General features: G+C 38.2%; 28 protein-coding genes and 1 tRNA gene. 26 read left to right on the top strand and 3 right to left on the bottom strand.

The window, feature by feature from the left end; all coding sequences use genetic code 11:
- Positions 1 to 47 precede the first annotated feature (47 nt).
- The 4 genes from ACYIB7_RS12560 to ACYIB7_RS12545 all read left to right on the top strand — a co-directional run bounded on the left by ACYIB7_RS12560 (position 48) and on the right by ACYIB7_RS12545 (position 3,008).
- A complete protein-coding gene (locus ACYIB7_RS12560; RefSeq protein WP_234999282.1) occupies positions 48 to 1,019 on the top strand; it encodes a DUF6340 family protein in 972 nt (323 codons plus the stop codon).
- A 66-nt stretch (positions 1,020 to 1,085) separates the two neighbouring features.
- The gene (locus ACYIB7_RS12555) at positions 1,086 to 1,547 is read left to right on the top strand and encodes a hypothetical protein (RefSeq protein ID WP_099464241.1); all 462 of its coding nucleotides are present in this window, start codon (positions 1,086 to 1,088) and stop codon (positions 1,545 to 1,547) included.
- Positions 1,548 to 1,586: 39 nt separating this feature from the next.
- Positions 1,587 to 1,659: transfer RNA gene (locus ACYIB7_RS12550), tRNA-Thr, on the top strand.
- A gap of 143 nt (positions 1,660 to 1,802) precedes the next feature.
- Entirely contained in the window at positions 1,803 to 3,008 is a 1,206-nt protein-coding gene (locus ACYIB7_RS12545; protein ID WP_480337302.1) for a tyrosine-type recombinase/integrase, read from the top strand.
- Positions 3,009 to 3,068: 60 nt separating this feature from the next.
- On the opposite strand, the gene mobC is transcribed toward ACYIB7_RS12545, so the two are convergent.
- The 3 genes from mobC to ACYIB7_RS12530 are packed head-to-tail and all read right to left on the bottom strand — an operon-like array spanning position 3,069 to position 6,594.
- On the bottom strand, positions 3,069 to 5,024 hold the full coding sequence (gene mobC / locus ACYIB7_RS12540; RefSeq protein ID WP_480337301.1) for a conjugal transfer protein MobC: 1,956 nt from the start codon (positions 5,022 to 5,024) through the stop codon (positions 3,069 to 3,071).
- A gap of 20 nt (positions 5,025 to 5,044) precedes the next feature.
- Positions 5,045 to 6,241 (bottom strand): conjugal transfer protein MobB, encoded by a 1,197-nt coding sequence (gene mobB / locus ACYIB7_RS12535; protein ID WP_480337299.1) that lies wholly within the window; start codon positions 6,239 to 6,241, stop codon positions 5,045 to 5,047.
- Positions 6,226 to 6,594 carry a plasmid mobilization protein gene (locus ACYIB7_RS12530; protein WP_480337297.1) on the bottom strand — a complete coding sequence of 123 codons (369 nt, stop codon included), beginning with the start codon at positions 6,592 to 6,594 and terminating at the stop codon, positions 6,226 to 6,228. Before ACYIB7_RS12530 ends, mobB begins: the two co-directional genes overlap by 16 nt.
- Before the next feature lie 576 nt (positions 6,595 to 7,170).
- Here ACYIB7_RS12530 and ACYIB7_RS12525 point away from each other — a divergent pair.
- The 22 genes from ACYIB7_RS12525 to ACYIB7_RS12420 all read left to right on the top strand — a co-directional run bounded on the left by ACYIB7_RS12525 (position 7,171) and on the right by ACYIB7_RS12420 (position 24,883).
- A complete protein-coding gene (locus tag ACYIB7_RS12525) occupies positions 7,171 to 7,497 on the top strand; it encodes a hypothetical protein (RefSeq protein ID WP_480337295.1) in 327 nt (108 codons plus the stop codon).
- 104 nt (positions 7,498 to 7,601) lie between these two features.
- Positions 7,602 to 7,811, top strand: a complete 210-nt coding sequence (locus tag ACYIB7_RS12520) for a hypothetical protein (protein ID WP_480337294.1) — start codon at positions 7,602 to 7,604, stop codon at positions 7,809 to 7,811.
- Between the two features lie 142 nt (positions 7,812 to 7,953).
- On the top strand, positions 7,954 to 8,754 hold the full coding sequence (locus ACYIB7_RS12515) for a ParA family protein (protein ID WP_480337292.1): 801 nt from the start codon (positions 7,954 to 7,956) through the stop codon (positions 8,752 to 8,754).
- Positions 8,720 to 8,956 (top strand): DUF3408 domain-containing protein, encoded by a 237-nt coding sequence (locus tag ACYIB7_RS12510; protein ID WP_480337290.1) that lies wholly within the window; start codon positions 8,720 to 8,722, stop codon positions 8,954 to 8,956. Before ACYIB7_RS12515 ends, ACYIB7_RS12510 begins: the two co-directional genes overlap by 35 nt.
- On the top strand, positions 8,907 to 9,473 hold the full coding sequence (locus ACYIB7_RS12505) for a hypothetical protein (RefSeq protein ID WP_480337288.1): 567 nt from the start codon (positions 8,907 to 8,909) through the stop codon (positions 9,471 to 9,473). The genes ACYIB7_RS12510 and ACYIB7_RS12505 overlap by 50 nt, the downstream gene beginning before the upstream one ends.
- 13 nt (positions 9,474 to 9,486) lie before the next feature.
- Positions 9,487 to 9,825 (top strand): DUF4134 family protein, encoded by a 339-nt coding sequence (locus ACYIB7_RS12500; RefSeq protein WP_480337287.1) that lies wholly within the window; start codon positions 9,487 to 9,489, stop codon positions 9,823 to 9,825.
- Positions 9,825 to 10,169: a DUF4133 domain-containing protein gene (locus ACYIB7_RS12495; protein ID WP_480337285.1), complete on the top strand. Its 345-nt coding sequence runs from the start codon at positions 9,825 to 9,827 to the stop codon at positions 10,167 to 10,169. The genes ACYIB7_RS12500 and ACYIB7_RS12495 overlap by 1 nt, the downstream gene beginning before the upstream one ends.
- On the top strand, positions 10,144 to 12,675 hold the full coding sequence (locus ACYIB7_RS12490; protein WP_480337283.1) for a TraG family conjugative transposon ATPase: 2,532 nt from the start codon (positions 10,144 to 10,146) through the stop codon (positions 12,673 to 12,675). The genes ACYIB7_RS12495 and ACYIB7_RS12490 overlap by 26 nt, the downstream gene beginning before the upstream one ends.
- A gap of 11 nt (positions 12,676 to 12,686) precedes the next feature.
- Positions 12,687 to 13,289, top strand: a complete 603-nt coding sequence (locus tag ACYIB7_RS12485) for a DUF4141 domain-containing protein (protein WP_480337282.1) — start codon at positions 12,687 to 12,689, stop codon at positions 13,287 to 13,289.
- 17 nt (positions 13,290 to 13,306) lie between these two features.
- On the top strand, positions 13,307 to 14,329 hold the full coding sequence (locus tag ACYIB7_RS12480) for a TraJ family protein (protein ID WP_480337280.1): 1,023 nt from the start codon (positions 13,307 to 13,309) through the stop codon (positions 14,327 to 14,329).
- Positions 14,329 to 14,961: a conjugative transposon protein TraK gene (gene traK / locus ACYIB7_RS12475; RefSeq protein ID WP_480337279.1), complete on the top strand. Its 633-nt coding sequence runs from the start codon at positions 14,329 to 14,331 to the stop codon at positions 14,959 to 14,961. The genes ACYIB7_RS12480 and traK overlap by 1 nt, the downstream gene beginning before the upstream one ends.
- Positions 14,958 to 15,146 (top strand): hypothetical protein, encoded by a 189-nt coding sequence (locus ACYIB7_RS12470; protein WP_480337277.1) that lies wholly within the window; start codon positions 14,958 to 14,960, stop codon positions 15,144 to 15,146. The genes traK and ACYIB7_RS12470 overlap by 4 nt, the downstream gene beginning before the upstream one ends.
- Positions 15,147 to 15,157: 11 nt before the next feature.
- Positions 15,158 to 16,360, top strand: a complete 1,203-nt coding sequence (traM, locus tag ACYIB7_RS12465; RefSeq protein ID WP_480337276.1) for a conjugative transposon protein TraM — start codon at positions 15,158 to 15,160, stop codon at positions 16,358 to 16,360.
- A 7-nt stretch (positions 16,361 to 16,367) separates the two neighbouring features.
- Positions 16,368 to 17,231, top strand: a complete 864-nt coding sequence (gene traN / locus ACYIB7_RS12460; protein ID WP_480337274.1) for a conjugative transposon protein TraN — start codon at positions 16,368 to 16,370, stop codon at positions 17,229 to 17,231.
- Entirely contained in the window at positions 17,228 to 17,782 is a 555-nt protein-coding gene (locus ACYIB7_RS12455) for a conjugal transfer protein TraO (RefSeq protein WP_480337273.1), read from the top strand. The genes traN and ACYIB7_RS12455 overlap by 4 nt, the downstream gene beginning before the upstream one ends.
- Positions 17,783 to 17,790: 8 nt before the next feature.
- Positions 17,791 to 18,201, top strand: coding sequence for a TraQ conjugal transfer family protein (locus ACYIB7_RS12450; protein WP_480337271.1), 411 nt, complete (start codon positions 17,791 to 17,793; stop codon positions 18,199 to 18,201).
- A 91-nt stretch (positions 18,202 to 18,292) separates the two neighbouring features.
- The gene (locus ACYIB7_RS12445) at positions 18,293 to 19,591 is read left to right on the top strand and encodes a hypothetical protein (RefSeq protein ID WP_480337269.1); all 1,299 of its coding nucleotides are present in this window, start codon (positions 18,293 to 18,295) and stop codon (positions 19,589 to 19,591) included.
- Positions 19,592 to 19,644: 53 nt separating this feature from the next.
- Positions 19,645 to 20,109 (top strand): restriction endonuclease, encoded by a 465-nt coding sequence (locus ACYIB7_RS12440; RefSeq protein ID WP_480337268.1) that lies wholly within the window; start codon positions 19,645 to 19,647, stop codon positions 20,107 to 20,109.
- A 26-nt stretch (positions 20,110 to 20,135) separates the two neighbouring features.
- Positions 20,136 to 20,783, top strand: coding sequence for a DUF3575 domain-containing protein (locus tag ACYIB7_RS12435; protein WP_480337267.1), 648 nt, complete (start codon positions 20,136 to 20,138; stop codon positions 20,781 to 20,783).
- Between the two features lie 11 nt (positions 20,784 to 20,794).
- Positions 20,795 to 21,688 carry a hypothetical protein gene (locus ACYIB7_RS12430; protein ID WP_480337266.1) on the top strand — a complete coding sequence of 298 codons (894 nt, stop codon included), beginning with the start codon at positions 20,795 to 20,797 and terminating at the stop codon, positions 21,686 to 21,688.
- Positions 21,689 to 21,731: 43 nt separating this feature from the next.
- On the top strand, positions 21,732 to 22,742 hold the full coding sequence (locus tag ACYIB7_RS12425) for a fimbrillin family protein (RefSeq protein ID WP_480337265.1): 1,011 nt from the start codon (positions 21,732 to 21,734) through the stop codon (positions 22,740 to 22,742).
- Positions 22,743 to 22,765: 23 nt separating this feature from the next.
- Entirely contained in the window at positions 22,766 to 24,883 is a 2,118-nt protein-coding gene (locus ACYIB7_RS12420) for an InlB B-repeat-containing protein (RefSeq protein ID WP_480337263.1), read from the top strand.
- The last annotated feature ends 141 nt before the right edge of the window (positions 24,884 to 25,024 follow it).

The raw sequence follows: 25,024 nt of genomic DNA, 5'->3' as shown, positions 1-25,024 counted from the left end.
ATTTACTGATTGTTTTCTTTTGTTATGCCTGTAGCCCAATAAGCTATATGGATATACAGACATATAACCCTTCGGAAGTTACTTTCCCCGAAAGTGTGACGAAAGTCTTGATTGTGAATAATGCACTGCCACAACCGGCAGACGTTGGGTATGAATATACTTTGATGGGAACAAAGCAAGATACTTGCAGGGCTTTGGCAGACAGTGCTTTATTTGATGCCTGCCGTTCGTTGGGAAAGTCTATTGTTGAGGCTGATTATTTTGACGATGTACTTCTTTACCATTATGCCACACGTAATGATAGTATATATTATTCCGATGTTAAATTGCTTCCCGAACAAATTGTCTCCCTGTGTGAAGAAACCGGGACAGGAGCTGTTATTTCCTTTGATCGCTTGTTGTTTAATATGGAAAAAGATGTTTTTGCCTTTCCCGAAGGATATCTGATGGGGAATATTAAAGTTGAAATTGGCGGAGTTGTACGTTGTTATTTGCCGGGGCGTTCCAATCCGTTGGCTACGGTATTTATAAATGATAGTATTTTCTGGAATGAAAGCGCTGATAACTTGTCGATACTAAAATATGTATTACCTGATGCTAATACAGCTTTGCGAACGGCAGGACAATATATAGGTGCAAAAGTATATATAAACTTTGTGCCTCACTGGGTTAATGAATCCCGTTGGTATTATAACGGAATGGGGTCGCGTTGGAAGGAAGCGGCTGCTTATACTTCCGGGCAAAAGTGGAATTATGCTGTTGAACGTTGGAACTCGATCTATAAGAATGCAAAGGATTGGAAAGGGCAGGCGAAATCTGCTTCTAATTTAGCCTTGTGCTATGAGATGGAAGGAAAGCTGGAAGTTGCACAGGAATGGGCTACCAAATCGTATGATTTATTTAAAAAAAACGTAGGCGATGATAATTCAAACACTAAGTTGTTGAAAATATATGTTGGGGCATTGCAGGATCGTATACGTTCGGACAAAAAACTAAATATGCAATTTGGGGAAGATTAACCGGATATTATCCGAATTATTATTACTTTTGGCAAGGCATTCGAATAAGAAGAATAAATAAAGATTATGAATTCAAATAATGCAAAGATACAATCTGTCATAGAGTCTGCGTTTTCAACTGCGATTAATAAGCTTGCAAAAGATGAGTCGGGGAGTTTTATCAGTGACTTGTATGTGCAGGCAGATGCAGAAAGCGGAGAGTTGCAGATATATGATGATGAAGAACATCTGATAGAGAAAATTGTAATTTTCGATTGGGTGAATAATACGGAAGAGGAGGATGTATTCAATAAGCGGGTAGCTGCATCTGTGAAAGCGGTATTGACTATTTTGTCCACAAAGGATATGTTTAATCATCCCCGTTTTATGAAACCATTGTCTATCAGTTTAACGGATGAAGATTTTGTTGTGATAGAAGAGCTTCTGTTCCTTGACGATGAAACACTCCGTTTAGACGATCCTCTGTTGAAAGATTTAGATGCAGATCTGGACGATTTTTTAGCAAAACTTCTTTCAGATGTCGATTAGACTTTTTACCTTTGTGCCCGAAATAAAAACAAGAACATTGCCGAAATAGCTCAGTTGGTAGAGCAACGCATTCGTAATGCGTAGGTCGCCGGTTCAAGTCCGGCTTTCGGCTCATGATTTAATGATTTGTAAATAAGAGGAATAGAAGACTTACCTCCTTGAATAAACTCCATCAATCTTTAAAAAAAAACGTAAAATTGCTAGTGTACAAGCAAATTTGTTTGTCGCAAAGTTTGTCGTTTAATTTTAAAGAATATGGCTACACTTCGATTCTCTGTCTTGTCTGCAAGACGAACATCAAAACAAACTTATGTTATTTATTTAACTCTTACTCATAAGAGAAAAGTTCGGTATATCGCTACTGAATATGAAATAGACGATTTGTACCAATTTGAAAAAGGTAAAGTTGTATGTAGGAAGGATGCTAAGATTTTAAATCAACGCTTGGATTATTTGCTATCTGAATACAAAGACAAACTGAACTGTATCCAAGATATTAATGTTTATACATGCTCCCAACTAAAAGAAAAATTAATAGATAATCCGAGGAATAGCACGCTTATTACAATAAAGGAATATATGGAATATCGCATAGATTCGCTTAAAAAGGAAAAAAGGTTTAGTTATGCGGAAATGAATGTGTATACTTTAAATAAGTTACTGGTTATTATAGGTGATATATCACTTCAAAGTATAACGCCGCAAACTGTTAACAAGTTTGTGAAAGGAATGGCTAATTTAAGTAATGCCACAAAACAAATGAGGTTGAGCCATTTTAAAGCATGTCTGAATGAAGCAATCGGTGAAGGTATAGTTAAATATGAGGTTCATCCATTCGCTTATATAAAGATGCCAAAATCTCCAGCAAAATTATTGGATTTAACTGTGGAAGAGTTTGTTAAAATCAGAGATTATAAGTCATCTAATAAACGACCATTATTAGCAAGAAATTTGCTTCTTCTATCGTTTTATCTTGGAGGTATGAATTTAGCAGATATTGTAGAAGCTAATTTTAAAGATGATAAAGTTTCTTATGTAAGAAGGAAAACTGCAAACAAAAGAATTGGGGAAAAGTTAATTATATTTTCAATACCTAAAGAAGCGAAAGAAATAATTGATTTATACATTCGTCCAAATGGAAAATTAGATTTTGGATATAAATTTACATATAAAAACTTTTTACGTTATGTGAATGGCTGTTTGAAAATATTAAAGGAGGAATTGAAGATGGAATCAAATTTGTCTTTTTACTCAGCAAGAAAGACCTTTTCTCAGTTTGCTTTTGACCTCGGGATAAGGACAGAAGTGATAGAATATTGTATGGGGCAATCCATGAAGGAAAATCGTCCAATTTATAATTACGTAAGAGTTATGCAGCGGCAAGCCGATCTTGCTATTAGAAAAGTAATTGATTATACAATAGATCCAGAGGCTTATGAACTATCAGTTATTACAATATGATTAGATTTTTCCACTGAAAGAAAAATGAGCATTGTTTTTTCTTTCAGTGGAAAAAAGTTATTATGAAGAAATCTTCCAGCGTTTACATTCAGACTCAATGATGTCTAGGACATCTTGCTTGACTCTCATAAAATTGTTCGAAATAGCTTGTGACTCTATATCTTTGTCTTGCCAATCAATAATTGGTGGTATTGGTGTATATTTCCTTTCTTTAGGTTCGGGATCTACTATAATTTCACAATGAAACATTTTCTGTTTAATCGGCTGATCGTAATTATCAGCGATGGCACCAACAAACCAACCTTGCGTAAGGGTGCTGATCTTAGATACAGGAATAAGACTATCCATTTGTGTAGAAATAGAAGTCGATTTATCATTTCTATTAATACTAATGGATTGCCTCTCTTGTAAAATCTTTCCGAATCTTTTACTAAGCATGTCTGCCGTGTCTCCAATAACCTGACCTGAGAAAAGGTTACCGACCGTATTTTCAATAACCTTACTTTCTTTATCTCCATAGTCTCTCCTGAGCTGGGAATAATCCTGAAAGCCTAATAATGTGGCCACTTTGTTACTTCTGGCAGTAGCAATCAAGTTATCCAGCCCCCTAAAGTAAATGGTTGGAAGTTCATCGATAGCTAATAAACATTTGAGTTTGTTCTTTTTATTCACTAGTTTGGAAATACGCAAATTATATAAACCTAAAGCAGCAGAATAAATACTTTGCCTGTCCGGATTGTTGGCAATACACAATATTTTAGGGTCTTCGGGGTTATTAATATCCAAACTGAAATCATCCCCTGTCATGACCCAATATAAAGAAGGTGAAATCATTCTTGATAATGCAATTTTAGCTGACGCGATTTGCCCCATCAATTGGTCAGAAGCATTACCTTTCCATGCATCTATAAATGGAGAAATATAGTTTTCCAATTCCGGGTAATTAGCAAATATCGGGAAAGTCAGTTCATAATCTTTGTTCAGCAGTTCGATGGCATGGGGTAATGTGCAGTATTTCCCATCCTTGTAGATTTTGAGATACCAAATAACTGCTGTTAAAAGATTGATAGCGGATTCAACGAAAAAATCCCCCTGTTTCTGTATCCACGTTTTATTAAGGTTAAGCATTATTGTATATGCACTCTCATAAGCATCTACAATGTCTGTCATTAGAGAAGATTTGATCGGATTACTTCTGTGGCTTTGACTAGGGTTATCTAAATTTATTTGATAATATTGGGGTTTTACCTTATAGCCATCAAGATGTGAAACAAGGTAATTGTATATAATCTTAGAAAGATCAGGATATTTAAAATCATAGCAATAAATAGTATATCCTTTATTAATTGCCTGTTTTAGTATAGGTATTAAAATGGCATAACTTTTACCAGACCCGGGTGTACCAAGAACGCTTATTGCCCTGAATGGGTTTATTATGTTTATATAACCATCATATTCTTTTCCTCTATATTGGAATCGGGTTTTCAGATTAAAAGAATCAGAATTTTCGATGATTTTAATTTCTTGCATGAAAGATTCGTTTTCTTCATTAAAGACGTCTTTCATCAAGTCAACGTTAAGTAATCTATTTATCCATCCTCCGGCAGTGAGTAAAGCGATAAAACCTAGGGACGAAGTAATAATATAAGCTAAAGCATTATGTTCAATATTATTTGACCAGGTTAGAGCTCTTGTGTTCAGAAAAAATAGTATTATTCCGGAAGAACCGGTAATAATTATCTTAGTCCATGTTATTTTTTCACTTTTCACACCTCTTGTTCCTAAGCATGATAAAATAAGTAGTACAAATATGATTATCTTATCCCTTATACAATCATGGAACAGCCCTACTTTTGCTACTTCTTTTAAAAGTTCATTCGTGGAATTACTATAAAGACCTAAACTGTAAAAATATTCATAGCAGAACCAATAACAATGTAATATTAAAGTTGTAACGGCTGCAGCCCGAAAGAAATCTACAATTTTTCCTAATGCCCTTAAATCATCTTCTTGCATTTTATCTAAATTTTATGTGATTAAAACTTTTTTCTTTTTCTCATTTTTCTTTTGAATGCTTCTTCGCTCGCATCATAGTTGTTATAAGGACGTAAAAATGTTCCATCAATTTCATTTTCTTTTGTTGGGGCATCAATGCCTTTGTTCTCTAATTGTTCTGTGATAATGAAATACGGATTATCGAAGAAATTATTCATGACGTTGGCTGAGTATTCCTTTCCCAGATCGGAACCTTTTATTACGGTTTTTGAATGATGGTCAATGTATGTTATTCCGTATGTCCTACCGTCTTTATTTGTATTTAAAACCATATCTATACCTCTGTTTTTAAGAAGGCTTTTTAGTTCTTCCCGGCTTCTTTCTTTACACTGATACATGCATTGAATAGTTACTTTTCTAATAAAATCCAAGTTTCTATTAGTAATTGCTTTTTTATTTCTAAAAAACAACTTTTTCAGTTCGCTATTCTGAAACTTTTTATCCAAATAGGTTGCTTTTAATGGTTTTCCAACTTTACTACCATTATCATCAAGGGCTGAGTACGTTATGCCATCAATCTCTTTAGATTCAATACGTCCCTTGATTTCAGAAATTGATACATTATGAAGTTCAAGAAGTGTTTTAAATTCAGACATACCCTTGAACTTATAATTATTAATCATTCCGAAGATCGTATTTCGTAGCTGTTTCGATAAATCTCCTTTGGTATAATCGACTGGTTTAATAAGAGACTCCTCAAATAGTTGTTTTTTTGTAGGAAGTGATAGATTAAATTTTTTCTCCAATGATCGACAAGTATTCATTGATCGCCTTTTTTCAAATTTATCATTAATCTTATTGCCATTTTCATCAACACAAACAGTGACAATATGGTAATGAATTCTTTCGATATCCTTATGTTTATATAAGATATATGGTTGATTACTGTATCCCATTTTACTTAAATATTCATTTGCAATTTGTTGAGCTTTATTATCGTCAATATTATCTTTCGGATCGGGATTCAGAGATATATGAATCGCTGGATTTTTTGTTCGATTGTTGGCAATAAGTTGTATATCGAAAGACTTTAGGCAATCTGAAACATTGTATTTGTTATCGGGAGAATGAAATATGTCTTTACTGTAAAGCACTTCAGCTTCTCCTTGATCCACTTTGTTCTGATTGTACAATAAAATGCCGTATAGGTTGTCAGAATGACTTATTTTTGCAACCATAATTTGTTTGTTAGTTCTATAATTTGTTTGTTAACTCGGATTAATTCTTTCGTATATTCTTGCAGTTTGTAGGTAAAAGGGATGGCTTTCTTTTCTGTGAAAATACTATTTAATGCTTTAACCGCCTGGTTGTAGTTGTTGCCAATTGCTTTGTATTCGGATTGTAAGCCGACTAATTTTTGAACGTATTTTTGTGTATTTGGGTCTGTTTTTACTATAGAAATAGACCGATTGAAAATAAGAGATTTGACAAATGCTGTTTTATTATTCATATCAGAAGAGTTGAATAAACGCTCAAATTCTATCTGTTCATTATCCGTTAATCTGAGATTAATTCTGTTATTATTACTCATAGTTCTTATTATTTTGTTATTACTGTTTTTATTTCAATTATTTTAGTGGACTACTTTTCAGTTATTATCTACATCAATTATTTCTTTTAGTTGCTTTTTTGTTCTGTTTTTTCTGTTTTGTTTATGTATGTTAAATTCTAAAGAATACGACTTGGGAGTATTGTGTCCTAATTTGTGTATGCAAATTAGGTCTTTGTATGACAAAGACACAACTCGCCAATTGCTGGAGCAATTGAAATCCTTTACTTCGTTTCGGATTGTGATACCACTACCTTATTATTCCTGAAAATTTTCCGAACTAAAGAAAAAATAAAATTCGTTTACACTCCTACTTGACAAAGGTAGATTGAAAAGAAGGTAAGATACAAGGGACAAAACAGCCCTAAAAGGGACAAAACGCCCTATAATTTGCAAAACAAAGAGACATCAGTTTATTTTGTCGACAACGTTACAAAGTGACAAGTAACAGAAGTTACAACGTTACAAAGTGACAAGTAACGGAAGTTACAACGTTACAAAGTGACAAGTAACAGAAGTTTGAAATTACATAATACTAAAATAATAACTAAAATAATTATGAGTAGTTTTTTAGAAAATTCCATCGAAACGGAAATAGCATCATTTACGAATGCAGTTTCAAAGAACTTAAACAAGGATTTAGTACTTAATAATGTAAGTCCGGAAGAGGAGCAGCTCTCTAATTTGAAGAAAAAAAAGTCTTTAAAGAAAAAAAAGTCTTTTATGAATCAGACTGATAGCACAATTCAAATAAGAATATCCATTTCTGTTGAGCAATCTATCCGTGCTACTCTTTTAGATTACTACCAAAAAACAGGTAGTAAAATAAGCATGCGTGAATTCGCTGATCTGGCATTGACCGAATACATTAGAACGTTCAAATAGGTAGGATGAATATCCTATTTATAGGAATCAGAACATGAAAACTTCCATATACGTAGTATTTAGAAGTGTGCGATATTCAGAAGCCTCAAATAAGAATAAACAGAATGAAAACAAAGATTATACATGTTCATTTGATTTTTGAAAGACGGGACTTTTATTTTGGAAGTATATCCGCCGTTTTTTCAATATTAACGGAAGAACGTATTGGAATAAAGAAAAGTACATTGTTACACGCTGGATTAACTGACGGATCTTCAAAGGTCACAGGACGGGCCATTATAAAACAATCTTTTCTGATAAGGAGTAAAAGATAGAATAACTTGTAATAGCAGAAAAGCCGATAGAAATTTGTGTTTTCTATCGGCTTTTTTATCACCAAAAGGGACAAAACGCCCTTTTTTTTGGATTCTCTTGCATATCTCTATTTATTTGTCCTCAAATAAAAAAATGCACGCTATGCACAAACCAATTTATGTAAGTTTTTGTAACCAGAAGGGTGGTGTAGGAAAATCTTCTTTCACCACAATTGCCTCCTGCTATATGTATCATAAGGGATTTAATGTGGCGGTAGTTGATTGCGACTATCCCCAGCATACAATATTCAATTTCCGGAAATGGGAGGTAGAGCAGATAAAGACGAATGATTTTTATAATAGTCAAGCGGAACGACTTTATAAAAGTCTTGAAAAACCGGTTTTCCCTATTTTTTCATCCAAGGCGGAAGATGCTCTTTCTACTGTAGAAAACGTATTGTTAAAATCGAAAGCTGATTTCGATGTTGTTTTCTTCGATCTTCCGGGTACGATTAACAATATCGGTGTCTTGAACATACTAAAAAATTTAGATTACTTTTTCACACCTATGGAGGCGAGTTTACCGGTACTGGAAAGCTCATTGAATTTTGCCTGCGGTATTAAAGATATTCTTGAAAAGAGAGGTATCTATAATGACAATATTCATTTATTCTGGAATAAAGAAGACAGAAGGGAGAGAAACGAATTATATTCCGTTTATGAAGAAAATGTTATCACTCCCCTGGCTTTGCCTTTGCTTAAAACCAGGATACCACTTTCATCCCGGTTTCGTAAACTAATGAACGGAGAAAACCGTCAGTTTCTTATCTCCACCATTTTCCCTCCGTCCCCGTCTTCTATTCGGGATACGAATATAGATATGGACAGCTTTATGAATGAAATCATTGCAATTTTAAAACTTAATTATAATGACACGAGAGCAATACAAAAAGAAGTTTCTTGAAAAAAATCGCGTAAAAGACCCTACTCGTCTTTCTCTTATTGTCTCAAGGGAGACACGAAACAGATTGAAGCAATTATGCAGTGCCTCAGACAATGGCCGGGTAGCAACAGGAAATTTAGTAGAAAAAATTGTAGAGGAACATTGTTCGACACATGAGAGAACTATTCAGGAATTGTATAAACACGATATTCCCGTTTATTGAAAACCTGAAGGAACAGTCCTGCCAGGAGAAATCGCAGTCGGAATTCCGGGTAATGGGAGCCAGCAAAACCGACCTGTCGGTTTACAGAGTAATACAGAATGTTATCGGGGCGAGCCTAACGGATATAAGCCAATTTCTGGATAAGTCGAAAGATCCTGAGCAGGAAGAAGAAACAAACCCGTTTCAAACAGGTGAAGTCGATACTTTCCTCTTAGATGAGAGCGATGCTGAAATAAATCTTGAAAATGAATCTATCGTATTGGAAACGGTAGAGCCATCAATGGATATAAATGACTTTGGAGCATTGGAAGAAAGTTTTAACTCACCTGATTCAGATTTGGAAATAGAGAGTGTAGGACATATGCTTCATGAGATAGAGGGTACAGAGCTCTACCATGCATTATCAGGAAATACCAGCATACGAGAAAGGATCGCTTCCCTGATATCCAGCGTGCAGGAAAAAGAATATTCATCAGATACCTTATTGTCTGATATGTCAGCATTTTTAACAACATAAACATAAATAAGAAATGTCAAGGGTAAAATTAAAAAAAGAATTACAGCGGAAGGGCTGGTTGGTTTGTGCCTTTCTGTTTACTTGTTGGGAAGGGTTTAATGTCCTTTATGCCCAAATGGGAGGTTCGCAAGCTATCTCAGAAGCTACAAGCGAACTGAAGGGCTGGTATGATCCGTTTAAAAAATTCATATGGATTGTCGCCGGTTTGCTCGGGTTAGTCGGAGCTATTAAGGTCTATAATAAATTTAATTCCGCAGATCCGGAATCATCCAAACATGCGGTTGCCTTTGTTGGCAGTGCTGTAGCTTTGTATGTAGGTGAATTATTCATCCGAAAAATGTTTATTGAATAATGGCATATTATCCTACCATACGTGGTGTTGACAAGCCATTAGAATTTGCAGGCGTAAAAGGCCAATACATATATATTGCGGGAGGTGTTATCGTCTTTCTGTTTATAATAGCAGTATTCCTGAGCAATACAAGTGTGAATGTCTTTTTAACGATATTGGTAGTAGGATCTCTACTATTTGGGGCAATCTCCGGTCTGGTCTATATAAGCCAGCATTACGGCGTGCATGGCTTAATGAAATTACAGGTACGTTACCTGTTACCTTGCTTTGTCCGCAATACCCATAAACCAACGGAAATAATTTTAAATCATAAACAAAATGAGGAATATCTCAAAAGGAATTGATATAGGTAAAGCTTTCCCTGTCTATGCGGTAGAAAATGGTTTTATAATCAATAAAGCTGCAGAATATACGGTCGGATTCCGTGTCCTGTTACCAGAAATATTTACAATCTCAGGTGCAGAGTATGAAATGTTCCAAATGTGCTGGGTGAAAGCATTTAAGGTTTTGCCGGATTACTGTGTCATCCATAAACAGGACTGGTTTACGAGTTCTATGTATTCAATTGAAGAAAGAGAAACCGGGGAAAGTTTTTTGACACGTTCATTCGAGCGCAATTTTAATGAACGTCCTTATCTTGACCATACCTGTTACCTTTTCATAACTAAAACACGGAAGGGCAGAAGCCATGTTGAAAGTATAAATTCCCTGCTTTTGCGTGGTAATTTAATACCGGAGGCGGTGGATGAAAAGACGATCCAGGAGTTTGCCGACGCTGTCAGCCAAATGGAACAAATCATAAATGATTGTAGCCTTGTAAAACTGGAACGGTTAACGGAAAGTGAAATTCTGGGAACAGATACTTCGGCAGGTATCTTTGAAAAACACATGCGTTTGGATCAATCCCCGGAACTTAAACCATTGGAGGATATAATCATATCGGATGACGGATTGAAAGTAGGGGATAAGTATGTTTGTTTCCATGAAATCTCTTCCTCTGACGATCTGCCCCAGGAGGTTGGAACCGATTTACGTTATGAGCCGTTTTCAACGGAAATGAGTGATTGTTCTTTGAGCTTTGCTGCCCCATTAGGTCTATTGCTAGGCCGGAACCATATATATAACCAGTATATATTTAAAAATAGTACGTCAGACGATATAAGGGAGTTAGAAGGACGTGCCAAAAAAATGCACTCCTTATCCAATGTGAGCACCCAGAACGTGATAAATGAACAACATATTAGTGAATACCTTGAGAATGCGCTTTCCCACCAGCTTATAACGGTACATGCGCATTACAATATCATCTCCTGGAGTGAATCGCCTCAGGAATTGGGGGTGATACGTAACGAAGTCGGTTCAGCCCTTTCTCAGTTGGGGTGTAAAACAATCCGTCATAATACAATTGATTGTCCTGTATTGTACTGGTCATCCATACCGGGTAATGCCGGTGATTTTCCACGTGAAGAATCTTTCTGTTCTTTTCTTGAAAATGCTACCTGTTTGTTTACAGGGGAGACAAATTATAAGGATAGCCTGTCTCCTTTCGGCATAAAAATGACAGACCGGTTAAGCGGTCGGCCGGTGCATGTTGACCTTTCCGATGAATGGATGCTGAAAGGTATAATTACGAACCGTAACAAGTTTGTACTCGGTCCATCAGGGACGGGGAAGTCTTACTTAATGAACCACCTATTGCACAATTATTGGGTACAACAAAGCCACGAGATAATTGTCGATATGGGTAACAGTTATAAAGGCCTGTGCCAATTGATCAATAATAGAACAAAAGGTAATGATGGCATTTACTTCACTTACACCGAAGATGAACCAATCAGTTTTAATCCATTTTACACTGATGATGGTGTCTATGATATAGAGAAAAGGGATAGTTTGAAAACCCTCATTATTTCATTATGGAAACGTGAGGGCGGTGAACTGAAACCATCGGAAGACGTAGCCGTAGAAAGGGCAATGAGCCTTTATATCGAAAAGATACAAAAACGGGAGGTGAAAGCCTGTTTTAATACTTTCTATGAATTTGTCCGCGATGAATTTGATGTTGCCGGAGATTTGAAGGAACTGCTGGAAAGGGAAAAAGTAGAACCCAAAGCTTTGTTTGATATTGTCGATTTTCTCTATGTGCTGGCACCATTTTATAAGGGTGGTACATATGATTATCTTTTAAATTCAGATAAGGATCTTGACTTACTTAATAAGCGTTTCATTGTATTTGAGATCGATAAGATCAGAGATAATAAAGTCCTGTTCCCCGTAGTGACACTTGTAATCATGGAGGCATATATTAATAAAATGCGCCGTCTTAAAGGGATTCGTAAAGTGTTGGTTTTGGAAGAGGCTTGGAAAGCCATCGCAAAGGAAGGTATGGCAGAATACGTTAAGTACCTCTATAAAACGGTTCGTAAATATTTTGGAGAAATAGTGGTTGTCACCCAGGAAATGGATGATATTATTTCATCGCCTATTGTAAAAGAGTCCATCATCGCCAATGCCGATTGCAAGATACTTCTTGACCAGCGGAAGAATATAAACAAGTTTGATAAGATCCAGGAAGTTCTAGGATTAACAGATAAGGACAAAGAGCAGATATTAAGTATTAACCTTAACTACCAAAAAGGGCGTGGTGATTACCGGGAGGTTTGGTTTGGCTGGGGAGGTACTCATGGTGCAGTATATGCTACCGAGTTAAGTCCTGAAGAACACTTATGTTATTCTACAGAGGAAAAAGAAAAAATGCGGATAGAAGAACGTACGGACAAGTTAGGTGGCAATATCGAATTAGCCTTACGCCAGTTAGCCGAGGAAAAGCGTCAACAGAAAACAACTTAAATTTTAAAAGTATGGAACAAATAAAACGAATATTAATCATTGCATTTATTTTTTCGTTCGTTGGGGTAAAAATGGATGCCCAATGGGTCGTACATGACCCTGCATCGCTTGCACAAAGCATATTGAATTATGCCCAACATTGTAATACGGTAACAAATACGTTGGATGAGATAGCGGAAACAAATAAGATCTTCCAGCAAGGAAAAGAATATTACGAGTCATTACAAAATGTACACCACCTTATCCGGGATGCCCGCAAAGTAAAGGATTGCGTAACGATATCCATTAATGTGATTGATGAATTTAGCAAAACACGGCAAAAAGTAATGTCTGACCCGTACTATTCGGCAACACAGATAAACGTATTCAACCGGCAACAGAGTAATTTGATGTCAGCCGTAGCTAGTGTGATTTCTGATATGAACAATGTCATAACTAATACCGGAATGTCCCTTTCCGACAAAGAACGATTAGACGCAATAGATACATACTACGCCCGTCTGTCTTCCTTGTCAACAAAATCTTACCGGCTTAACCAACAAATGTTGGGGGAGAGTGAGAGTGTAAAGATACGAAAGGAGCAAAAACGCCTGGAAAGGGAACTGCTCAGATGATCAAATTGTAAAATATCATGTTTGAACAATTATTACTAACACTGAAATCCGATATGATGCAGCTCTGCACACAAATGATGGTTGTGGCAAAGGCCTTGGCTGCATTAGGTTGCCTGACGGCTATTGGGATGTCCTGTATAAAATCTATGGCAGACAATCAGCCGATAGACTTTTGGAGTTTCCTGAGGCCTGTTTCGTTGGGATTTTGCATAATGTATTTTGATATATTGGTAGTGGGTGGCCTTGATGGAATCTTGCAACCGATAGCCAAAGCGACATCCCGGTTAGCAGAAAGCCAGGAAACAGAGTTTTATGAAAAAAGCGACAAATTGGAAGATGCCAAGTCAAAATTACCCCCAAACCCACAAGTAGTGTATTATCTGACTAAAGACGAACAGCCTGCAGGAGATGTAAAGACGGAAGAAGATTTGAAAGAGGTACAAATAAAAGACTACGATGAGATAGCACGGAAGGAACTGGCTGCCGATATGGAATATAAAAAGACATGGATAATGGGCGTGTTCGAGTCTATCCTACAAGTGTTTTCGTATGCGGCAAAATTAATTATCAACATAGTCGGTACTTTCTTTTTAATAATTCTGGCAATCCTTGGTCCGTTAGCCTTCGCAGCCGCTTGTTTTCCTCCCCTGGCAAATTCATTTACGAATTGGTTGTCGCATTATATAACCATTTCCCTATGGTTGCCCATCGCGAACCTTTTAACAGCAGCTCTCTCAAAGGCAAATAATTTGCTATGCGATCAACAGTTGGAAGCGTTAAGTGTTTCGGGCACGGCCAATTCCGTTTTGATGCTTGCCATGATGGTTGTCGGTATCTTCGGGTACTTCTCGGTGCCTTCTGTGGCAAACTGGATTGTCCAGGCTGGTGGTTCGGGGTCTTATACCCGTAATTTGACACAACAGGGTAAAAGTTTATCTAAAAGTGCCGGTTCTGCGGTCAGGAGTGGATTAGGCAAACTCTCTCACGTTTACGGGGGAGGTTTTAAGTCAATTGGTGATATAATTAAAAATGGAAAATGATGGAATTTAAAACACTAAAAAATATAGAAACCAGCTTTAAGCAGATCAGGGTGTTTTCGCTAGTCTTTCTGGTTGCATGTACCCTGGTTACTATATATGCAGTTTACAGTGCCTACTCTTTTGCTGAAAACCAACGAAAGAAAATCTACGTCCTGGATCAGAATAGCCAGATATTGGTGGCAGGATTGTCGGAAGATGCCGAACAGAACCGTCCGGCAGAAGCCCGCGCCCATGTAAAGGATTTCCATGAGCTTTTTTTTACACTCTCACCGGATAAGAAAGCTATAGAATACAATATCGAACGTGCCTTGTACCTGTCTGATAAGTCGGCTTATAAATATTATAAGGACTTAATGGAACAGGGATATTACAACCGTCTGATCCGGAATAATATTTCCCAGATTATTAAAGTTGAAAAAATAGATTGCGACTTTAAAGCATATCCTTATAAGGTAACCACTCATGCCCGCCAGATTATTATCCGCGAAAGTAATGTGACCGAACGAAGCCTTGTAACCAGTTGTACACTGATCAACACTAAAACGCGCTCGGATAATAACAGCCATGGTTTTATGATAGAGAATTTTGAAGTGTTGGAAAATAAGGAATTAGGAACCTACGATAGAAAATGAGAAAACTGATAATACCAACATCCCCCAAAGAGCGGATAAAACTCGTGGTTTTGTGCATGTTTATGCTCCTGCTCCTTAGTTATGGCATATTCTATTTAGCGGATGGCATATCAAAACTATCCGTGCCGGAATTAGGCAAGGATCTGGAACCTGTTAAAGAGATGGTAAATAAACAATTAGAATAAGGAGGAAACGTATGGATTTAAAAAAAACAGATAAAAAGAAACTGCGTGAATACCTTGTAAAAGGTAGCATGGTGCTGATCTTCCTATTGGTAATGTATTACGCTTTTTCTTCTGACGATGTGGCAAAGGAAAAGATTGTTTCCGGATTGAACACTGAATTACCTGAAGGTAAATCCGAGCCTTTGGCAGATAAGATGAAAGCGTATGAGAATGCCGCTCTAGATGATTCGAAAGGTGTAAAATCGTTGGATGATTATATGTTCTCATTAAAGACGAAAGGAGAGGGTGAAGCGGATAAAAGCGGAAAGTTTGATGTTGAATTGAAAACGCCTTCAAACGGTATAGAAGATAATTCAGGTCTTGAAACACTGAAAACTCGTTTAAAGAATCAAGATAACGATGCCGTGAGTGATTGGGAATATAACCGGTTGGCAAGGGAAAAAGCGGAGTTGGAGGCAAGAGTGTACCAGCTTGAGAAGAAACAGGAAAGGGAGAGCCATGAAAATAACCAATTGGAATTAATGGAAAAATCCTATGCGATGGCATCAAAATATATGGGGACTTCTGCTCCGGGTACCCCAGCTGTAGCAAATCGGGAAATGGAACAGGCCGATGATGAAACGGTTGATGTAGCCCGTAAGGGTAATGACGTTGTAAGTACCCTGTCAGAGGAATTACTTTTGGATGCTCCTTATAATTATGGGTTTAATACGGCTGTTGGCAGTAGTTACCAGGTCGGTACAAATACCATCAAAGCTGTTGTCAGCGGAGACCAGACGGTAACAGCCGGCCAGCGTGTTAAGTTACGGCTTATCGAGCCTTTGCAAGCCGGGAATATAACGATACCGCGTAACCATGTCATTTCCGGGCTAACGAGTATTCAGGGTGACCGGTTGAATATACAAATAGAAAGCCTGGAGTACTCAGGAAATATTATTCCTGTAAGGATGAAGGTCTACGATACGGATGGTATGCCGGGTATTTATTGTCCCGGCAGCGTTGAACTCGATGCCCTGAAGGAAGGGGCAGCCAATATCGGTTCCGGATTGGGTACTAGTATTTCGTTTGCCCGTAGTGCCGGCCAGCAGATTGCGATGGATGTTACCCGCGGTGTAATGAATGGTGCTTCCCAATACATGTCTAAAAAACTCAGGGCGGTAAAAGTTACATTAAAGTCAAACTACGAAGTTTTATTACTTCCTCAAAAACAATAATTATTCCATGGAAAGAAAAATAATCTTGTTCATAACGGGCTTGCTCTTGTATGCATGCACAATCAAGGCACAACACGATGACTATTACCATATAGAAGTCGGGTTTGTCAAAACGACACACCTTGCATTTCCAAGCAAGGTAAAATATGTAGATCTTGGCAGTAATTACTTGATAGCGGGTAAAGCTGATGAAACAGAGAATGTTGTGCGTGTCAAGGCAGCGTATAAGGATTTCAAGGAGGAAACAAACTTTTCTGTAATTTGCGAGGATGGTAGCTTCTACACATTCCTTGTCACATTCAATGATCATCCTGAAACGCTGTTCTATGAAATGAAACCGATCGTATCAGTGAATGGTAACCGCCCCATCAATCGTGAAAATCTTATCCTCAAAGACATCGAAGGCGAGTCACCTTATATGCTTGAAATGATTATAGGATCAATCTATGCCAAAAATGAACGCCAGATTACCCATTTGGGTGAAAGGTGCAATAAAATAGAAGCTACCCTCCGGGGTATCTACGTGCATAATGACATTATGTATTTCAATATCAATATGAAGAACTTATCAAATGTTTCTTACGATATAGATTATATCAAATTTTCTGTGCAGGATAAGAAGAAGTTGAAAAGGACAGCCAGCCAGATTCAGTCTGTTGACCCGGTAAGGGAATATATGGGTCGTAATATAAAACGGATCAATCCTAAAACAGGCTTCCGGATTGTTTATGCCTTCCAGAAATTTACGATCTCCCCTGATAAGATATTAGTCGTAGAAATAATGGAGAAAAACGGCGGCCGCCATATCCGGTTTACCGTTAAGCATAGTGATATCATATCGGCAACATCAATTAAAAATATCAATCTATGAGAAAATTATTGTTTTTTGGTTTTGTCTTTTTCCTGTTCTCCGGAAATATAGTGGCGCAACGTTATCTTCCCGGCATGAAAGGCATTGAAGCTTCCGGCGGTATTGTTGACGGGACTAAAGGTTACTATACGGGCTTAAATTACTCCAGGTATGATAGCCATTCCAATAGATGGGTAGCCGGGTTAAGTTTTTTAAACCGGGACATACAGGATCAGACAGGTAAAATTCCGGTATCACAATTTACTGCAGAAGGAGGGTATTACATTAATTTTCTATCAGATGTCAGAAAGATATTTTTCTTTTCGGTGGGAATTTCCGCATTGGCCGGTTATGAAACTGTGAATTGGGGGAAGCGTAGCCTTCCTGATGGCGGGATTATCCAGGCAAAGGATAATTTTATCTATGGTGGTGCGGTATCGCTTGAAATAGAAACTTACTTGACGGATCGTTTTGTCCTGTTGCTTTCATGCCGTGAGAGGGGACTATGGGGAAATGATACGGACAAGTTTCATAATCAGATAGGTTTAGGCATCAAATATATCATAAATTAGAATAAGTCATGAAGTATAAAATTTATATTATCAGTTTATTATCATTTATAGCGTTTGTGGGGGTATCCTGCGAACAAAATCTGGAAGTGAAAAGGGACTACGGATTTGAAGTAAATGTAGAGAAGTACCATGAAGAAGTCAGGGAAGGCGAAACCGTGTCATTAAATATCCGTTTGGAGAGAGATGGAAAGTGGGACGGTGCGGAATATTATATCAGTTATTTCCTGCGCCAGGGTGAAGGCGTGGTATCTGATGAAGACTGGAATGTCTTGGAAGAAAATACATACTATAAGGTATCACCTGAAAATTTTGTGATACGTTATACAGCCTCTTCCTCCAACCAACATAAGATTGAATTGCAGGTAAAAGATTCATTTGGAAATGAAAAAGAAACAGTGATCAATCTATCAGGGGAATAATTAACTAACAAGGCTTAAAAAAAGTATGGTTGCACTTGTATAAGACAAGTGTGATAGACCTTTTATGTGCCTGGATATTAAAAAATAAGATATGAGGATTGTTTTTATATTATTGATAATTAATGCATTATTCGTTTCTTGTACTACGCGGAGACAATTAAAATCAGCTAAAGAAACGTCTGTCGATATTGTATTGCCTTCGGATTATACCCGATTCGAAAGTGTCAGTTTCGGAGAAGCCGATACACTATCAACCTATACTGATAAAGAAGGTGTTGAGCATACTATAGGACGGAATACGCTCGATGAGAAAACTGGCGAACAGTTATTGACGGTTGGCTTGCAGGAAATCAAGGTAACCGCCCGTTTTAAGAATGTTGCCGAGCGGAGCGGGTTTGTCCGGGTAGCCTTTAATGTACATGCTCCTTTGGAGCTGTTAAATGATAATTGGGAATTATATCTCTACCCCCGTTCTAAAGTAGTACTTCCCGGCATTACAGTTACCGGCATCAACTTCCGGAAAAAGCAGGACAGCCAATATGCGTATTATAACCATCTCCGTAAAGTGATCTTACCGGAAGATGACCTGTCAGAGTACCTTCACCACCAAGAGTTGGAAAAAGAGATTGCCCGTCATAACCGCCAAATTCTGCGAGAGCTTAAATTATCTTACCGTAGGACGGTTAATAAGGCAAATTATGAGTTACAGACCCGCCAGGATACGGCCATGTTCGTTTCCCGCTTCATGGATAAAAAGAAAGTAAACCGGAATGAATACTTTAAAAGAGTTCTGTCAGAACGTTTCAGTCAGATAGTTAGCTTAAAAAAACGGGATAATATAAAGTCTGATTTTATCGCTGCTCCTGACAGTACATTCGATTATACATATACGGCCGAAATACCTGCAACAGATTTAACCGGACGTATCAGTTTTTCAATGGGTGCTGAAATAAGGACGTTGAATGCAGATACCTATCCGATAAACATAAGTGACAGCCTTTCTTTCGTTGTAAGCTCTCTGCGAAACTTCGTTCAAAATTCACCTTACGGGATGGAAGAAAAATACAGGGAAGGTTTAGAACTATTACGTAATGGCGATTATAAACCATCTCTTGAGTTACTCCGTCCGTATGCGGATGTCAATACCGCTATAGCTTATTTGGCATTGGGATTTGATCAGATAGCCTATAATACGCTTAAAAAACTTCCTGACACAGCCACCAACCTGTATTTGCTTTCTATAGCTGCCTGCCGGCTAAAAAAAGAAAAAGAGGCAGTAGAGCTGTACACAAGATCCTGTAACCTGGATGGTACAAAAAAATGGAGGGGCAATCTTGATCCTGAGATCAGCCGGCTAATAAAAAAATACCAACTCAATCAATTCGATTAATGGAATGGCTGGTTACACTCTCCGTTTTTTTCCTCTTTTTCTCATTATTCTTTTTGAAAAAAGGAAAAGTCAGGAAAAAACAAAAGAAAAATATTGAAACTGCAGAAAAGGTTATCCGGCACTTTTCTGACTTTAAAGGAGAAAACAGGCAAGCCCGGATCATGGGATACCTTAGGAAAATTGATCCTTTTGTTTTCGAAGAACTCCTACTGACATCATTCGAGAAACATGGATACATGATTGAACGTAATGACAGATACACCGGTGATGGAGGCATCGACGGCCGCGTATATCTTTCGGGCGAACTATATCTTCTGCAGGCTAAGAGGTATAAATCTTATGTCAATACCAGGCATCTGTCGGATTTTTTATGTCTGGTGGAACAAACGGAAAAAGCGAAAGGCGGGTATTTCATCCACACTGGTAAAACCGGTAAAGATACCTATAACCGCTATCGGCATACGAATATTGAAATTATCTCCGGTGATAAGCTGTTATCCCTGATTTTAGGAAAGTAAAGAATTGAATATTAAAAAGAAAACAAATGAAAAAGAAACTTATTACAATGCTTCTAATCCTGATCCCGCTATCTGGCTTGATGGCTCAGGAGAACACTCAAAAAAAGGTGATGGCTGCCCCCCTTTATTTGTCCACGATAGACACTACGGAGTGTTATTTCGGAAATCCGAAGCCTTCATTTAAGACAAATTTGCTCGGTTGGGCTATGTTGGTTCCCAATATGGAAGTTGAATTTTATCTTGGAAAGGATTATACCATAAATCATTATTCCATCAATCTGGAAGGCCACTATACCCGGCTATCCTTTAAGGGTGGCTCCCGTACTTATCGTTTTTGGACTTTCTCTCCGGAAGTACGGTACTACCTGGCTGAAGATAACAGTTTCACGGGACATTATTTCGGTCTGTATGCACACGTTGGAGAATACTCTTTGATGATGACTAAAAAAGAAAATGGTTATCAAGGCGATTACATCGGTGCAGGTTTTTCATACGGTTGGATAAAACCTATCAGCCGGCATTTCGATCTGGAGTTGGGAATCTCTGCCGGTTGGGTAAATACGAAATATGATAAATACGGATGGTACGATCCGTGTTATCCCTACAAAAAGACGGTACATAAAAATACATTCATTCCAACCAAGGCAAAAATTGCATTAATCTACAGATATTAAAAAATAAGAAGATGAAAAAGAAACAACTATTAATAACCCTGTTGTCAGTAATCATATTTGGCTTTACAAGCTGTATAGACAGGGATTTATGCTATTACCATGACCATCCTCATACGGGCTTTATTAAGCCTGTGTTTAATTGGAAAACGGCAGAATGGTCAACATCCGAAATACCCACGAAAGGCATGTCTTTTCTTTTTGTTGGGGAAGGGAATGTATACCACCACGATACGATAGGGGTATATAAGCTTTTAACCGGGGGGTATAATTCTATTATTTATAATAGCCAGAATGTAAAAGCTTCTTTCCGTAATGAAAAAGAGATCGGAAAATTGGAGGCTTATACGGATGTACTGGGAGGGACAACCTCAGAACCGGGTGTCATCTTTTGTGATATGGCTTCGGCTACCGTGTATCCTGACGATACAACAAGTATGATCATTGAGCCCAGAGCTGTAGTAAAGGGCATCAACCTGATTGTAAGGGTAGATGGTTTGGATTCTCCTTCGCATATAACAGGTATCAATGGTTTTTTGCAAGGTTGCGCTTCAGGTATTGTCTTGTCGGAAATGGAAAGGCTTAGTCCTTCCGGGGTAATTGTATTTCCATGCAGGAGGATTGCTTCGGGTACAACTGATTTCAGTGCCCGTGTCACCACATTTGGTCCGTTGGAAGAAACAGGAAATATACTATCCCTTGATTTGAACCTGTACTCAGGTGGCACAGTCACTTTCAAATATGATTTATCAGAATACTTTAAGGATGCAGAAGAAAACAATATGGATGTGATAAACTGCACCCTTACGGTACATATAACGCGCCTTGGAGTATCAGCAGGTGACACCGAGGGTGATATTTCCATAGACCAATGGATTTCCGGAACCTGGGATTCCTTAGTACGGTAAGATATTCAACTAACATATTATTAATCATTTAAAAAATTACAAGATGAAAAAGATTTTTTATGCAGTCGTTATTTTTTGTGCAGCACTAGGTACTTCTTCCTGCAGTAATGAAGATGTTGAAAAAGAGACATCCCAGATTCAGCCGGAAGGACAAAAAACACCGTTAAACGTACTCACAGACATTGGAGGGAATACGCGTGGTATTTCTATCGGCCCCGTAAACCTGTTTTCTGACGGTGACCAGATCGGTTTGTTTGCAACCAGAGGTAATTTAGGCGAGAATTACAATGATTTTGCAGGCTACACAAATGTAAACTCAAAACGAACCGGAGGAAAATGGATTCAAGAGCCTAACGTGTATTTAACGGGCGAAGCCTGTACTATTTATGCTTACTATCCTTACAAGAAAACCATTACAGACGGGGCTAATATAGCGATAGAAAGTACTACCCAGACAGATTATATGTATGGTACGCATTCCAATCCCGGTACAGTAATCAACAGTGACAATCCGGACGTATACATAACCATGAAACACGCGTTGGCTTTGGTTCGTTTCAATATCTTCAAGAAGAATTACAACGCAACGGCTCGACTTACAAAAATTGCTATCAAAGGCAATGGCGGTTTCTTATTTAAGACCGGACGTTTGAATTGCCAAACGGGGAAAGTCTCAGTTGTTGACGAAGCGGACGCTTCAGGTATTTATGTACAGGACAATGTAAATGGCCTTGTTCCTTCCATCGGTACAGATATGAATAGTGATGAATCAACATTCCCCGGTATTATGTCATTGCCTACGGGTACAACACTTAGGGATGGTGACCTGACTGCTACATTCACAATTGACGGCAAGGATTACACTTATAAATTCGCATCAGGTACAAATTGGGAAAGTGGCAAGAAGTATACTTATACAATTACATTGAACGGCACTGAAGTTGAGTTTGGCGGCGGTGACGGTAGTGGTTCCGGATCTGGTGCTGGCGGTGGAGATGTCGATATTGACGAATGGACTCAGGGCACGATAACCGGTACAGGAGATTTAAAATAACAAATTAATACTAAATAATAAGCATGCAAACTATTTTTAGTAAATTCTGCATAGTAGCCCTGGGGGCTGCTATGCTATTTTCCACCTTCGCTTGCGAAGGAGATGAAGATCTTCGTGGAAAAACAGGAGAGAATAATAAGGAAAATATATCAGGCTTGGTTGATGATGGTGGAATCCTGATCAGTCCGACAACGGTAATGACGCGGACGGAGTATGAAGGAATGGGTACTACATTTTCGGATGGTGACGAAGTCGGTGTTTATGCCGTTTCACGTAAAGAAAATGAAGTTGGCAGTCTATTGGAGAAAGGGAATTATGCTGATAATGTGCGTTATAAATATGTAGCAGCAAGTAATAGTTTTGTCCCTGTAGATAAGAAGCAAACGATCTATCGTTATCCTGTGGGAGTTTTGGATATATATGTTTACTATCCGTATAATTCAAATATAGTGGATGCAACGGCAATACCTCATTATGTTTTCGGAAACCAGACAACGAAGTCGAATTTTGCAAAAGGGGATATGATGGTGGCCGAATATATCGGTTATAAAGAAGGGTTGGTTTCCCTGCAGTTTAATAAAATGATGGCCTGTTTGGAAGTGATTATCAATAAGCGGACGGAGAATGGGGTAGAAGGGGTAACCCTGAAAGCTTGTAATAACGGCAGTGTCGTAAATATGATTACAAAGAATGTGGAGACAATTGAAAATGCCCAGCCTTTCCGTATGTACCTGTTTTCAGAGACAGATACAGAATATCATTTCAGGTCACACCTTCCGGCTCAGACGATTAAAGAGGGAACATACTTTGTTGATGTTGCATTGAAAGATGGGAAAGTAAAACAGTATAATAATGCCAACGCTTTAACCCTGGCAAAAGGTACATTGACGAAATACGACATTACTTTGCAGTCACGTATAAAAGTATTAGCCGGAACAGGAGGGTCAGTATCAGTTACAAGTCCTGATAAAACAGGAAATGTATATAATGACGGTACAAGCATAGAGGCTTTAGCCCAGCCAATTCCCGGATGGTTATTCAAAGAATGGCAGGAGGCGGGTGCTACTGCTGGTACAGACAACCCTTACACTTTTGTATCGGAAGCCAACCGTACTATCACGGCTATCTTTCAAAGGGGTTACTTTAGTATAGGAGGGGATTTGACTTATACCAATGGTACCCATCCCCGTTTAGGTGGGAATGGATGTAGTGTCACTCCTGTTCGTTCGTATGTTTTCGAAACAAAAGCACAGCTCACAGCTACGCCTGGTAATGGTTTTTCTTTTAGTGGTTGGACGGATGGGAATAGTAGTTCCCAACGTTGGGAAACTGCGGGGCCAACTGATATGATATATACTGCTAAATTCTCTCGTAACAGTTATAGTGTCTCCGGTACTGCCAGTCCTTCAAATGGCGGAACTGTTTCCGGTGGTGGTAGTGTATTATTTGGCGATGCTGCCAGTCTTAGTGCTACTGCTTCATCCGGTTATCATTTTACGGGCTGGAGTAACGGTTCTTCCTCCAGTACGATAACCATAGATGAAGTAAACAGCAATATGAGTTATACGGCTTATTTTGAAGCTGACCCGGTAGCACCACCTACACCTGATCCTGACCCTGAAAATCCCGGAAGCGGTGGAGGGGGGACTGATCCAGACCCTGAACCAGAGAAGCCACCAGTTGTAACACCAGGTGGAGATGTTTTCTGTATCTTTTGTGACATTACTGGTTCCGGAACGGTATCTGGCACTGGATGTGAAAAACCTAACGGAACTTACACATTAACAGCGACTCCTGCTCCTGGTTGGAGTTCCTCCTGGACTACTAAACAAGTAACCATTAATGGAGGGAACGTAAATACCTCTGTTACTTTTACAAAGAATCCTGAACCGGAAAAGAAAACTTATACTGTAACAACAGAAGTTGAAACAGACGGCGGAATTTCAGGCTGTGGTGTTATTGGTGGTGGTACTTATGAAGAAGGAACAACAGTAACATTACGGGCACGTGCCGGCTTCACTGCTGTTTTTGCAGGTTGGTACGAAGGTGGAAGATATTTAGGATCTGATCCAACCCTAACCTTTGTTATTACTTCAAATAGGTCTATTAGGGCTTCATTTCAAAAGAAGCCTGGAAGCTAAGATATAAATGTACTACTTAACTAACTGAACATATTAGTGGCCGCCTGCAATTCTAAAATTAGACGGCCACTTTTATCATAAGTTCTACTCATTTGGCTTAACTCTATAATTCTCATGAATTGTAAATCGCCGAAGATGAAT

It is taken from the genome of Parabacteroides sp. KHUB-03 (assembly GCF_056640975.1).
This window is presented reverse-complemented; position numbering and strand designations above follow the sequence as displayed.

Coding starts and splice junctions, on each gene's coding strand:
- ACYIB7_RS12560 (WP_234999282.1), top strand. CDS start 48: ATGGATATACAGACATATAACCCTTCGGAAGTTACTTTCCCCGAAAGT.
- ACYIB7_RS12555 (WP_099464241.1), top strand. CDS start 1,086: ATGAATTCAAATAATGCAAAGATACAATCTGTCATAGAGTCTGCGTTT.
- ACYIB7_RS12545 (WP_480337302.1), top strand. CDS start 1,803: ATGGCTACACTTCGATTCTCTGTCTTGTCTGCAAGACGAACATCAAAA.
- mobC (WP_480337301.1), bottom strand. CDS start 5,024: ATGCAAGAAGATGATTTAAGGGCATTAGGAAAAATTGTAGATTTCTTT.
- mobB (WP_480337299.1), bottom strand. CDS start 6,241: ATGGTTGCAAAAATAAGTCATTCTGACAACCTATACGGCATTTTATTG.
- ACYIB7_RS12530 (WP_480337297.1), bottom strand. CDS start 6,594: ATGAGTAATAATAACAGAATTAATCTCAGATTAACGGATAATGAACAG.
- ACYIB7_RS12525 (WP_480337295.1), top strand. CDS start 7,171: ATGAGTAGTTTTTTAGAAAATTCCATCGAAACGGAAATAGCATCATTT.
- ACYIB7_RS12520 (WP_480337294.1), top strand. CDS start 7,602: ATGAAAACAAAGATTATACATGTTCATTTGATTTTTGAAAGACGGGAC.
- ACYIB7_RS12515 (WP_480337292.1), top strand. CDS start 7,954: ATGCACAAACCAATTTATGTAAGTTTTTGTAACCAGAAGGGTGGTGTA.
- ACYIB7_RS12510 (WP_480337290.1), top strand. CDS start 8,720: ATGACACGAGAGCAATACAAAAAGAAGTTTCTTGAAAAAAATCGCGTA.
- ACYIB7_RS12505 (WP_480337288.1), top strand. CDS start 8,907: ATGAGAGAACTATTCAGGAATTGTATAAACACGATATTCCCGTTTATT.
- ACYIB7_RS12500 (WP_480337287.1), top strand. CDS start 9,487: ATGTCAAGGGTAAAATTAAAAAAAGAATTACAGCGGAAGGGCTGGTTG.
- ACYIB7_RS12495 (WP_480337285.1), top strand. CDS start 9,825: ATGGCATATTATCCTACCATACGTGGTGTTGACAAGCCATTAGAATTT.
- ACYIB7_RS12490 (WP_480337283.1), top strand. CDS start 10,144: ATGAGGAATATCTCAAAAGGAATTGATATAGGTAAAGCTTTCCCTGTC.
- ACYIB7_RS12485 (WP_480337282.1), top strand. CDS start 12,687: ATGGAACAAATAAAACGAATATTAATCATTGCATTTATTTTTTCGTTC.
- ACYIB7_RS12480 (WP_480337280.1), top strand. CDS start 13,307: ATGTTTGAACAATTATTACTAACACTGAAATCCGATATGATGCAGCTC.
- traK (WP_480337279.1), top strand. CDS start 14,329: ATGGAATTTAAAACACTAAAAAATATAGAAACCAGCTTTAAGCAGATC.
- ACYIB7_RS12470 (WP_480337277.1), top strand. CDS start 14,958: ATGAGAAAACTGATAATACCAACATCCCCCAAAGAGCGGATAAAACTC.
- traM (WP_480337276.1), top strand. CDS start 15,158: ATGGATTTAAAAAAAACAGATAAAAAGAAACTGCGTGAATACCTTGTA.
- traN (WP_480337274.1), top strand. CDS start 16,368: ATGGAAAGAAAAATAATCTTGTTCATAACGGGCTTGCTCTTGTATGCA.
- ACYIB7_RS12455 (WP_480337273.1), top strand. CDS start 17,228: ATGAGAAAATTATTGTTTTTTGGTTTTGTCTTTTTCCTGTTCTCCGGA.
- ACYIB7_RS12450 (WP_480337271.1), top strand. CDS start 17,791: ATGAAGTATAAAATTTATATTATCAGTTTATTATCATTTATAGCGTTT.
- ACYIB7_RS12445 (WP_480337269.1), top strand. CDS start 18,293: ATGAGGATTGTTTTTATATTATTGATAATTAATGCATTATTCGTTTCT.
- ACYIB7_RS12435 (WP_480337267.1), top strand. CDS start 20,136: ATGAAAAAGAAACTTATTACAATGCTTCTAATCCTGATCCCGCTATCT.
- ACYIB7_RS12430 (WP_480337266.1), top strand. CDS start 20,795: ATGAAAAAGAAACAACTATTAATAACCCTGTTGTCAGTAATCATATTT.
- ACYIB7_RS12425 (WP_480337265.1), top strand. CDS start 21,732: ATGAAAAAGATTTTTTATGCAGTCGTTATTTTTTGTGCAGCACTAGGT.
- ACYIB7_RS12420 (WP_480337263.1), top strand. CDS start 22,766: ATGCAAACTATTTTTAGTAAATTCTGCATAGTAGCCCTGGGGGCTGCT.